Annotated in this window: 11 protein-coding genes; 6 read left to right on the top strand and 5 right to left on the bottom strand. The window is 68.6% G+C overall.

From position 1 onward, the window contains the following. Together recN and B551_RS07165 are read right to left on the bottom strand one after the other, a co-directional pair. A partial coding sequence (gene recN, locus B551_RS07170; protein ID WP_023263768.1) for a DNA repair protein RecN occupies positions 1-1592 on the bottom strand: 1592 nt, incomplete at its 3' end. A gap of 83 nt (positions 1593-1675) precedes the next feature. After that, a complete protein-coding gene (locus B551_RS07165) occupies positions 1676-2593 on the bottom strand; it encodes an NAD kinase (RefSeq protein WP_006576820.1) in 918 nt (305 codons plus the stop codon). A gap of 102 nt (positions 2594-2695) precedes the next feature. On the opposite strand from B551_RS07165, the gene hrcA reads away from it, so the two are divergent. From hrcA to B551_RS07150, 3 genes are all read left to right on the top strand, one after another. Continuing rightward, complete coding sequence (hrcA, locus tag B551_RS07160) at positions 2696-3733, top strand: heat-inducible transcriptional repressor HrcA (RefSeq protein WP_006576819.1); 1038 nt, start codon at positions 2696-2698, stop codon at positions 3731-3733. Between the two features lie 64 nt (positions 3734-3797). Then, positions 3798-4913 (top strand): ferrochelatase, encoded by a 1116-nt coding sequence (gene hemH, locus B551_RS07155; protein ID WP_023263767.1) that lies wholly within the window; start codon positions 3798-3800, stop codon positions 4911-4913. Continuing rightward, positions 4910-5305, top strand: a complete 396-nt coding sequence (locus tag B551_RS07150; RefSeq protein ID WP_006576818.1) for an RNA-binding S4 domain-containing protein — start codon at positions 4910-4912, stop codon at positions 5303-5305. Before hemH ends, B551_RS07150 begins: the two co-directional genes overlap by 4 nt. A gap of 13 nt (positions 5306-5318) precedes the next feature. On the opposite strand, the gene B551_RS07145 is transcribed toward B551_RS07150, so the two are convergent. Next, positions 5319-5516 carry a hypothetical protein gene (locus tag B551_RS07145; protein ID WP_006576817.1) on the bottom strand — a complete coding sequence of 66 codons (198 nt, stop codon included), beginning with the start codon at positions 5514-5516 and terminating at the stop codon, positions 5319-5321. 264 nt (positions 5517-5780) lie between these two features. Here B551_RS07145 and grpE point away from each other — a divergent pair, with 264 nt between their 5' ends. Then, entirely contained in the window at positions 5781-6368 is a 588-nt protein-coding gene (grpE, locus tag B551_RS07140; protein WP_006576816.1) for a nucleotide exchange factor GrpE, read from the top strand. 89 nt (positions 6369-6457) lie between these two features. Beyond that, positions 6458-6874, top strand: a complete 417-nt coding sequence (locus B551_RS07135; RefSeq protein ID WP_006576815.1) for a co-chaperone YbbN — start codon at positions 6458-6460, stop codon at positions 6872-6874. A 60-nt stretch (positions 6875-6934) separates the two neighbouring features. On the opposite strand, the gene B551_RS07130 is transcribed toward B551_RS07135, so the two are convergent. Further along, positions 6935-8263, bottom strand: coding sequence for a phospholipase A (locus tag B551_RS07130; RefSeq protein ID WP_043437931.1), 1329 nt, complete (start codon positions 8261-8263; stop codon positions 6935-6937). Positions 8264-8404: 141 nt separating this feature from the next. Next, positions 8405-8836, bottom strand: coding sequence for a DUF1841 family protein (locus tag B551_RS07125; RefSeq protein ID WP_006576813.1), 432 nt, complete (start codon positions 8834-8836; stop codon positions 8405-8407). 138 nt (positions 8837-8974) lie between these two features. Here B551_RS07125 and B551_RS07120 point away from each other — a divergent pair. After that, positions 8975-9643 (top strand): DMT family transporter (locus B551_RS07120; protein WP_023263765.1); only part of this gene is annotated, 669 nt, incomplete at its 3' end.

The raw sequence follows: 9643 nt of genomic DNA, 5'->3' as shown, positions 1-9643 counted from the left end.
GGTCGTCGGTGATGCTGCCCGGCGGCGTCGAGCACGCGGATCTGCGAGCGCGTCACGGCCTCGCCGCCATCGCTGACGGTCTCCTTGCTGACCAGCAAATGCGTGCCGGCCTGCGCGGCGACCTGCGGCAGGTGGGTCACGCACAGTACCTGGCGGGCCCGGCCCAGTTCCTGCAGCCGGCGGCCGACCACCTCGGCGACCGCGCCGCCGATGCCGGTATCGACCTCGTCGAAGATCAGCGTCGGCGTCGGCGCGGCCTCGCTGGTGATCACCGAGATCGCCAGGCTGATCCGCGCCAGTTCGCCGCCCGATGCGACCTTGGCCAGCGGCCGCGCGCTGACGCCCGCATGGCCCGCGACCAGGAACTCGACCTGTTCGAGTCCATGGCTGACACCTTCGTCGATCGGGTGCAGCGCCACGGTGAAGCTGCCGCCGGCCATCGACAGGCCCTGCATCGCCTCGGTGACCGCGGCCGACAGCCGCTCTGCGGCTTGGCGCCGGGCGTCGCTCAGGTGGCGCGCGATGGTCAGGTAGGCGGCGCGGGCCGCGGCCTCGCGCGCGGTGATCTTGTTCAGGTCCTGTGCGGCCTGCAGGTCGTCGAGCTGCTGGCGGCGCGCCAGCAATTCGTCGGGCAACTGTTCGGGCGGCACGCGGAACTTGCGCGCGGCGGTGTGCAGCGCCTGCATCCGCTCCTCGACGACCTGCAGCCGTTCGGGGTCGAGCTCGAGCCGGTCGACATAGCGGGTCAGCGAGTGGGCCGCTTCCTCGGCCTGCACCTCGGCCGCTTCCAGCGCGGTCACCACATCGCCCAGCGCGGGATCGACCTCGGCGAGCTGGCGCAGCCGGTGGACCATCGCATTGAGCGCGGACAGCACCGCGCCGTCGGCTTCGGACAGCCCGTCGAGCGCGGCGCGGCCGCCCTCGAGCAGATTGGCCGCGTGCGACAGCCGCTTGTGCTCGGCCTGGATCGCCTCCCATTCATCGGGCTGCGGCGCCAGCTTGTCGAGCTCGCCGACCTGCCATTCGAGCCGCTCGCGTTCGAGCTGCATCTCGCGCGACTGCTGTTCGACCGCTTCGCGCTGCCGCACGCAGGCGCGCCAGGTGCGCCAGGCCTCGGCGACCGCGGCCGACTGCGCGGTCAGGCCGGCATGCGCGTCGAGCAGCAGACGCTGCGCGTCCGGCCGCAGCAGCAGCTGATGCGCGTGCTGCCCGTGAATGTCGACCAGCTGGTCGCCGACCTCGCGCAGCTGCGCCAGCGTGGCCGCGTTGCCGTTGATGAAGGCCTTGCTGCGGCCGTTGGCATCGACGACGCGGCGCAGCAGCACGTTGCCGTCGTCCTCGGCCAGCGCCTGCTCGTTGAGCCAGGCGTCCAGCGCGGGGTGCGTGGAGAAGGTGGCGCTGACGCTGGCGCGCGCCGCGCCCTCGCGCACCACGCCGGCATCGGCGCGCTCGCCGAGCACCAGCGCCAGCGCATCGATCAGGATCGACTTGCCGGCACCGGTCTCGCCGGTGAACACGGTGAAGCCGGCGGAAAAGTCGAGGTCGAGCGTATCGACAATGACGAAATCGCGGATGGACAGGCTGCGCAGCATCTTCGGAGACGGAGGGCGGCGATGACTAGGGGAGGGATCGGGACCGGCTGGGGCGGGCGGCAAACGATGCGGGACGCTTGCGCTCAGAGCCGGTTGTCTTCGGTCGGGTACTCGTGCCAGTGCAGCTTCTTGCGCAGCGTCGCGTAGTAGTTGTAGCCGACCGGGTGCAGCAGGTTGATGGTCTTGGCCGAGCGGCGCACCACGATGCGGTCGCCCGGCAGCAGCGAGGTCAGCGACTGCATGTCGAAGTTGACGCTGGCATCGCGCGCGGTGGCGACCTCGATCGACACCTCGGCGTCGTGCGGCAGCACGATCGGCCGGTTCGACAGCGCATGCGGGGCGATCGGCACCAGCACCAGTCCCGACAGCGTCGGATGCAGGATCGGCCCGCCGGCCGACAGCGCATAGGCGGTCGATCCGGTCGGCGTCGACACGATCAGGCCGTCCGAACGCTGGTTGTACATGAAGTAGCCATCCACCGAGACCGCCAGCTCGACCATGCCGGAGATGCCCGAACGATTGACCACCACGTCGTTCAGGGCCAGCGCGGAGAAGATCACGCCCTCGTCGCGGATCACGCGCGATTCGAGCAGCATGCGGTTCTCGGGCTCGTAGTGGCCGCTGAGCATGGCCGGCAGCACCGATTGCACATCCTCCAGCGGGATGTCGGTCATGAAGCCGAGGCGGCCATGGTTGACGCCGATCAGCGGCACCGAGAAGCCGGCCAGCTGGCGCGCGATGCCGAGCAGCGTGCCGTCGCCGCCGAGCACCACCGCGACGTCGGCCTCGCGGCCGATCTCCTCGGCGGACAGCGCCGGGTAGTCCGTCAGGCCGGTCGCCAGCGCGGTCTCGCGTTCGAACACCACGTCCTGGCCGTTGCGCAGGATGCAGGCCGCCAGTTCCTCGAGCGGACCTTCGATGCCCGCGGTCGAATACCTGCCGACCAGGGCGACCGTGCGAAAGGGCGCGTGCGCGGCGCCGGACTTGGGGTGTGCAGACATGCCCGGATTAGACCATACCGCCATGACCATTGTCAGCACGGCCCGGGGGGCGAGTGCCAGAGCGAGCCCCACCGCGCAAAACTTGCGTAAAATCGGGACACCATGGACGAACGAGCGAAAACCCTTCTCAAGACCCTGATCGAGCGCTACATCGCCGAAGGGCAGCCGGTCGGCTCGCGTACGCTGTCGAAGTACTCGGGACTGGACCTGTCGCCGGCGACCATCCGCAACGTGATGTCGGACCTGGAAGAGATGGGCTTCATCGCCAGCCCGCACACGTCGGCGGGGCGCATCCCGACCCCGCGCGGCTACCGGTTGTTCGTCGATACCATGCTGACGGCCCAGCCGCTCGATACCCAGTTCGACCGCACCAAGCTGGCCGGTCTGATCCAGGGCGAACTCGGCGCGCAGGAGCAGAGCCCGCAGCGCATGATCACGTCGGCCGCGCGCACGCTGTCGAACCTGTCGCAGTTCGCCGGCGTGGTGATGACCCCGCGCCGCGCGCAGGCCTTCCGGCAGATCGAATTCATGCGCCTGTCCGACAAGCGCATCCTGTTGATCATCGTGACCCCGGAAGGGGACGTGCAGAACCGCATCATCCAGACCGAGCTGCCCTACAGCGCGTCGCAGCTGGTCGAGGCGGCCAATTTCATCAACACCCATTACGCCGGCATGCGCTTCGACACCGTGCGCGAGCGGCTGCGCGACGAACTGAAGGCGCTGCGCATCGACATGTCGGAACTGATGCAGGCCGCGGTCGAGGCCGGCAGCAGCGCGATGGCCGACGAGGACGAGCAGGTCTATATCTCGGGCGAACGCAAGCTGCTCGAGGTCGAGGACCTGGCCTCGAGCATGGACAAGCTGCGCCGGCTGTTCGACGTGTTCGAGCACAAGACCAGCCTGCTGCAGCTGCTCGATGTGTCGAGCCACGCCGAGGGCGTGCAGATCTTCATCGGCGGCGAGAGCCGGCTGGTGCCGCTCGAGGACATGGCCGTGATCACCGCGCCGTACGAGGTCGACGGCCAGATCGTCGGCACGCTGGGCGTGATCGGCCCGACGCGGATGGCCTATGACCGGGTGATCCCGATCGTCGATATCACGGCGCGGCTGCTGTCGAGCGCGCTGAGCAGCCAGAACTGATGGCGGCCTGGGCGGGCCGCCACGCGCAGGGCGGCCTTCGTGCCCCGGCGATACCGGAATCCCTATGACCTTTACCGCAGAACCGGCCTACCGCCATGGGCAGGCGCCCCGCACGGCGATCCTGCTGATCAACCTGGGCACGCCGGACGAGCCGACCCCCAAGGCGGTCGGCCGCTACCTGAAACAGTTCCTGTCCGATCCGCGCGTGGTCGAGATTCCGCGCGCGGCCTGGTTGCCGGTGCTGTACGGGCTGATCCTGCCGCTGCGCTCGCGCGCGTCGGCGCTGAAGTACGAATCGATCTGGCTGCGCGAGGCGCACCGGACCGGCTCGCCGCTGCTGGTCCATACCGAGCGGCAGGCGCATGCGCTGCAGCAGCTGCTGGCGCAGCAGGGGCATGACGTGACGGTGGCCTGCGCGATGCGCTACGGCAACCCGTCGATCCCTTCGGTGATGGAGGCGCTGCGGCGCCAGGGCTGCGAGCGCATCCTGGCGCTGCCGATGTACCCGCAGTATTCCGGCACCACCACCGCGACCGCGTTTGACGAACTGTTTCGCGTGCTCGGCGAATGGCGCAATCAGCCCGAACTGCGGCTGGTCAAACATTTTCACGACCACCCGGCCTATCTGGGCGCGCTGCACCAGCAGGTCGGCGCCTACTGGGCCCAGCATGGGGCCCCGGATTTCGCGCGCGGCGACCGGCTGATCCTGTCCTTCCACGGCGTGCCGCGGCGCACGCTCGAGCTGGGCGATCCGTATCACTGCGAATGCCTGAAGACAGGCCGCATGCTGGGCGAGGCGCTGGGCCTGCAGCCCGGCCAGTACCAGGTCACGTTCCAGTCGCGCTTCGGCAAGGCAGAGTGGCTGCAGCCCTATACGGCGCCGACGCTGACCGAGCTGGGCAAGGTCGGCACCGCGCGGGTCGACGTATTCTGCCCGGGCTTTCCGGCCGACTGCATCGAGACGCTGGAGGAGATCGCGATGGAAGGACAGTCCGAATTCAAGGTCGCCGGCGGCAAGGAATTTCACTTCATTCCGTGCCTGAACGACGCGCCGTTCTGGATCACCGCGCTGTCGGAGATCGCGCTGCAGCATATGCAGGGCTGGCCGTTGCGCCTGCCGCATGCGCACGAACTGGAAGCGAGGCGCTCGCTGGCGCAGGCAAGGGGAGCCGCGGCATGAATCCGTCGTACGAGGACGATGCGCGGCAGCGGATCGACAAGTGGCTGTGGTGCGCGCGCTTCTTCAAGACCCGTTCGCTGGCGGCCGAGGCCGTCGAGCGGGGCCGGGTAGAGGTCAACGGGCAGCCATGCAAGAATTCGCGCGAGGTCAAGCCGGGCGACACCGTGCGCATCGACGCCCATCAGCAGCGCTGGGAGCTGGTGGTCAAGGGCATCGCCCCGGCCCGCGGGCCGGCGTCCGTGGCCCAGACGCTCTATGAGGAAACCGAGGAGAGCCGGACGCGGCGCGCCGCGGAGGCCGAGCGGCGGCGTCTCCATGTCGAGCCGGCGTCGCAACTGCAAGGGCGCCCGACCAAGCGGGACCGCCGCCGCATCGACGGCTTCAAAGGGTAAGCCGCTGCAATGTTCAGCGGGAGTACTGGATGATGTATTGGCGCAGCGCGGGATCGGCACCGCCGGCCACGCTGTCGCGTGGGGTCAGCCCATCGGAGAGCCAGACGAAGACGGTCAGCGCCGCCACGGAAAGAAGAACCAGCAGCGTGAACAGCGAGAACTTCGGAGAGAACTTCGGCGTTTTGTTGGACGGCTTCGGCAGCTTGCGCATGGCCTTACCCCGGCAGGAAGGACTGCAATAGGAGACGGCACCCCGGCAGTGTTGTCGTTTTTTTGGATTTATCTTAGAAGCTGCACTGCAGCAAAGCAATTTCACTTCTCGCAGCACTGGTTTAAGTTTGTAAGCTGATGTTTCGTTGCAGATGTCCATCCGCTCTTGAAATATCGGCTTGGCGCCACCAGTTGCCAGCTGAATTCCGATTGACCCCAGGCGGACCGCCCTGTGCGGCCGCAACTTGTTCTGAAACGGATCGACATGGAAGACCAGAAGCAAACGCCATCCAACACGCCGCCGACCTCGCCCGCCGACCAGGCCGCCGAAGCGCAAGCCGCGCAATCGGCCACGCCCAATCCATCGGCAGAGCCCGCCGCCGCCGCGGATGACGCGTCGCAGTTTGCCGCGCAGTTGGCGGAACAGGAAGCCAAGGCACGCGAGAACTACGACCTGTATCTGCGTGCCGTCGCCGAGTCCGAGAACATCCGGCGCCGCGCGCAGGAGGACGTGGCCAAGGCGCACAAGTTCGCCATCGAGAGCTTCGCCGAGCATCTGTTGCCGGTGATGGACAGCCTGCAGGCCGCGCTGGCCGATGGATCGGGCGATATCGGCAAGCTGCGCGAGGGCGTCGAACTGACCGCCAAGCAACTGGCCAGCGCCTTCGAGAAGGGCCGCATGGTCGAACTGAATCCGGTCGGCGAGAAGTTCGACCCGCATCGGCACCAGGCGATTTCGATGGTGCCGTCGGAGCAGGAACCGAACACGGTGGTGGCCGTGCTGCAGCGCGGCTATCTGATCGCGGACCGCGTGCTGCGGCCCGCATTGGTGACGGTGGCTGCGCCGAAGTAAGGGGCGGCGGGCAGACCGGCCTGCCACCGATGCGCAGCCACGCCCGGCGCCGTTTCGGCACCGGGCGTTCTCGTTTGTGGAGAAATGCGATGCCTTACCCGTTCGGCGCAGCGCCGGCGCCCCATACGGATCACCGCGCGTTCGAGGCCTTCGGCATGCGCGCGGTCGATCATGACACCATCGACGACGCGCTCGCGGCCGCCGGTGACGAGCTGGTCTGCGTGTTCTTCTGGGGCGAGGACTGCTACAACTGCGAGATGGCCAAGAAGGCCATGCTGGCCAACCCGGACCCGCTGCGCGCGCTCGATCTGCACTGGCTGCATGCCGACGTCTACACGCATCCGGCGCTGGGACGGCGCTTCGGGCTGTACGGCATCCCGGTGTTCATGTTCTTCCACCGCGGCAAGAAGCTGGGCCGCGCCACCGGCTGGCACGGCATCGGACAGTTCTCCGCGGCGGTCGCCAACGCGCGGCTGAAGGCGAGCGGCAAGCCGCTGGCCGGATGACGGATCCGCCGCTGCCTCGGCTGCGCGGCCCGGCACCGGCCCAGCGGCCCAGCCAGCGGATCAGCGGTTCAGTGAATAGCCGATGCGGAACTGCCAGGGCGTCTTGCGGTTGTAGTCCAGCAGGCTCTCGCCATAGCCGACGAAGTAGCCCGCCATCAGGTAGCCGGCAGTGCCCGGTATCAGCCGGCCCATCGGGTAGGTGAACTGCGCATCCACGCTGCCGTACCACTGGCGCGTGCCCTTGCGCACCGTCGCCGCCAGCTCCCACGAATCGGGTTTGCCGTAGGCGACCCGCAGATCCATATAGCCGCGGTAGCGCGCGATATCGCTGTTGTCGCTCTTTTCCAGGTAGTAGTAGAGCTTGGGCGTCACGGTCCAGTGCCAGTCGTCCGGCTCGCCGAAGTGGAAGGTCGGCTTCAGGAACAGCGTATTGATGCTGCGCGACTGGTCGCCGTCGCGGCCGTTCGACTCGTGCTCGAGGCCGGTCGCCACCGACAGCCGGCTGATCCAGCGATTGCGCACGCCGGTATCGGACAGGTAGTAGAAGATGCTGGGCCGGTAGTTGGTGTCGTGGAAGGGCTTCGACTCCTCCGACAGATCCCACAGCGAGAACTGCGTGTAGCCCAGGTACAGGTTGTCCAGCCAGTAGCGCGAATTCGGGGCGCGGCCTTCGAAGATCCGGTACTTGAAGCTGAACTGGAACTTGGCGTTGGCGCCGCCGTGCGCGCCGACCGCGTAGTACATCGGATCGTTGAAGGTCAGGCGACTGCCGCCGGTCAGGATCGGCTGATCGTAGACGGGCTGGCCCGGTCCCTTCGGCTGGAGCACCGGCTCGACCGGCGTCGCGGCGACATCGGCATGCTGATCGCCCTCGTCAGCCGGCGTGGCGGCGGCGGTGGCCGGCGCTGCGGAGGTGGATGGCGTCGCCGCGGTGGCGGGCGGCGTGAGCCCCGACTGATTCAGCGTCACCAGCACCGGCGCGGCGTCCAGGCCCACCGGATCCAGCCGGATCTGGCCGCGCAGCGTCGGCGGGATCTCGCCCTGGTATTGGATCGTGCGATTCTCGCCGCGGCGCAGGCGCACCGTGGACGGCCCAGGCGTGATCCGCCGCATCGTGATGCGCACCGGCGCCAGCATTTCGGGCGAGGCCACCACTTCCAGCGTGTCGGGCACCAGATAGCCGCGGTTGGCCGTGTCGGCGGTCACCAGCAGCGTCAGCCGCAGCGGCTGCGCGCCGTCCAGTACGCGCGGAGGCTGCAGCAGCGCGATCGCGGCATCGGCGGAGGGCGCGTACAGGGCGGCGAGCGCGACGGAGATCGCGGAGACGGCGGCGGCGGGCGCGAGCAGGCGCGGACGACGGCCCGCGGACGGGGTTCGGAGCAACGGCATCATCGGAGATTGTTTGGCGTGCCGTGCCGGATACGACGCTTGGCACGGCCGAGAATGGCAACGCGGCAAAGCCTAGCACGGGGCCGGCCGCGCTGGCTGTGACGATTTGTACCGGCCGGTCGGCCGGCACCGGGCGGGAGGTCAGCCGCGCGCGCGGCGCTGGACGCAGGCGATGTAGTGCTCGCCGTCGGGCGGCAGGCCGCTGCGCTGCGACTGCCACAGCATCTCGCCGAGGCATTCCATCATCTGGTGATGCGCCTCGTGCGGCGAATCGAGCCGGCGCGCCAGCTGTTCGAAGGCCTGGCGGATGCCGCGCGGCTGGTCGACCGATACCTGCTCGGCGATCGACAGATGCATGGCCAGATGCAGGAAGGGGTTGGTCTGCCCGCGTTCGGGCGTGAATTCCTCGGCGACCGCCGCCTCGGCATCGGCCAACTGGTCGTGGTATTCGGGATGGGCGCGGATCCAGTCGACGGCGATCGCCTCGAGCGGCGTCAGCACGTCGTTGGCGCCCTGCTTGCGCCAGGCTTCGCAAAAGAACCGGCGGACTTCTTCACGGGAGGGATTGAACATGATGGGGCGGATTGTAAACGACGGTCCGCGGACTTGCCGGCCGCGCCCTCCGCTCGATGGAGCGCCACTGTGCCGCAGGGGCCGCATGCCGACTAGAATGCGGGATCGTTGACCTCGCCATCGGGCCGGCCTCCCTCCATGACCGCTTCCCCACGCTCATCGACCCCGCTGCGGCATGCCGGCGACAAGCTCGCCGGCGTGCTGCTGATCGCGATCTCGGCCAGCGCCTTCGGCGCGATGGCGATCTTCGCGCGCTTTGCCTATGACGCGGGTGCCGACGTCTATGGCCTGCTGTCGGTGCGCTTCGTGCTGGCCGCGATCGCGCTGGCGGCGGTGATGCGCTGGCAGCGGATCGCGCTGCCGCCGTGGCCGCGCGTGCTGGCGTTGGCGGCGATGGGCGGCATCGGCTATGTCGGCCAGTCGTTCTGCTTCTTCAGCGCGCTGAACCATGCACAGGCGAGCCTGGTCGCGCTGCTGCTGTATCTGTATCCGGTCTTCGTCACGGTGATGGCGGCACTGTTCCTGAAGGAGAAGCTGACCGGCGCGGCGGTGACCGCGCTGGTGCTGTGCTCGGTCGGCGCGGGACTGACCGTCGGCGGCGGACAGGGCAGTGCGCTCGGCATCGGCCTGGGGCTGGCGTCGGCGCTGATCTATTCGATCTACATCATCGTCGGCGCGCGCTTGACGCCCGGCGTGCACCCGGTGGCGACCACCACGGTGGTCTGCATCGCGGCCGCGGTCGTCTATGTTGGCGCCGCGCTGGCCCGCGCGGCGGCCGGCGTGCCGCCGCAGTTTCCGGCCGATGCC

It is taken from the genome of Cupriavidus sp. HPC(L), assembly GCF_000307735.3.
Classification (GTDB): Bacteria; Pseudomonadota; Gammaproteobacteria; order Burkholderiales; family Burkholderiaceae; genus Cupriavidus.
The sequence above is the reverse complement of the archived record's forward strand: the minus strand, read 5'-3'. Positions and strand labels throughout refer to the sequence as shown.

Excerpts from the sequence above, each read along its gene's own strand:
- B551_RS07150 (WP_006576818.1), top strand. The coding sequence starts at position 4,910 with ATGAATCCGTCGTACGAGGACGATGCGCGGCAGCGGATCGACAAGTGG.
- grpE (WP_006576816.1), top strand. The coding sequence starts at position 5,781 with ATGGAAGACCAGAAGCAAACGCCATCCAACACGCCGCCGACCTCGCCC.
- B551_RS07125 (WP_006576813.1), bottom strand. The coding sequence starts at position 8,836 with ATGTTCAATCCCTCCCGTGAAGAAGTCCGCCGGTTCTTTTGCGAAGCC.
- hemH (WP_023263767.1), top strand. The coding sequence starts at position 3,798 with ATGACCTTTACCGCAGAACCGGCCTACCGCCATGGGCAGGCGCCCCGC.
- B551_RS07130 (WP_043437931.1), bottom strand. The coding sequence starts at position 8,263 with ATGCCGTTGCTCCGAACCCCGTCCGCGGGCCGTCGTCCGCGCCTGCTC.
- B551_RS07165 (WP_006576820.1), bottom strand. The coding sequence starts at position 2,593 with ATGTCTGCACACCCCAAGTCCGGCGCCGCGCACGCGCCCTTTCGCACG.
- hrcA (WP_006576819.1), top strand. The coding sequence starts at position 2,696 with ATGGACGAACGAGCGAAAACCCTTCTCAAGACCCTGATCGAGCGCTAC.
- B551_RS07135 (WP_006576815.1), top strand. The coding sequence starts at position 6,458 with ATGCCTTACCCGTTCGGCGCAGCGCCGGCGCCCCATACGGATCACCGC.
- B551_RS07145 (WP_006576817.1), bottom strand. The coding sequence starts at position 5,516 with ATGCGCAAGCTGCCGAAGCCGTCCAACAAAACGCCGAAGTTCTCTCCG.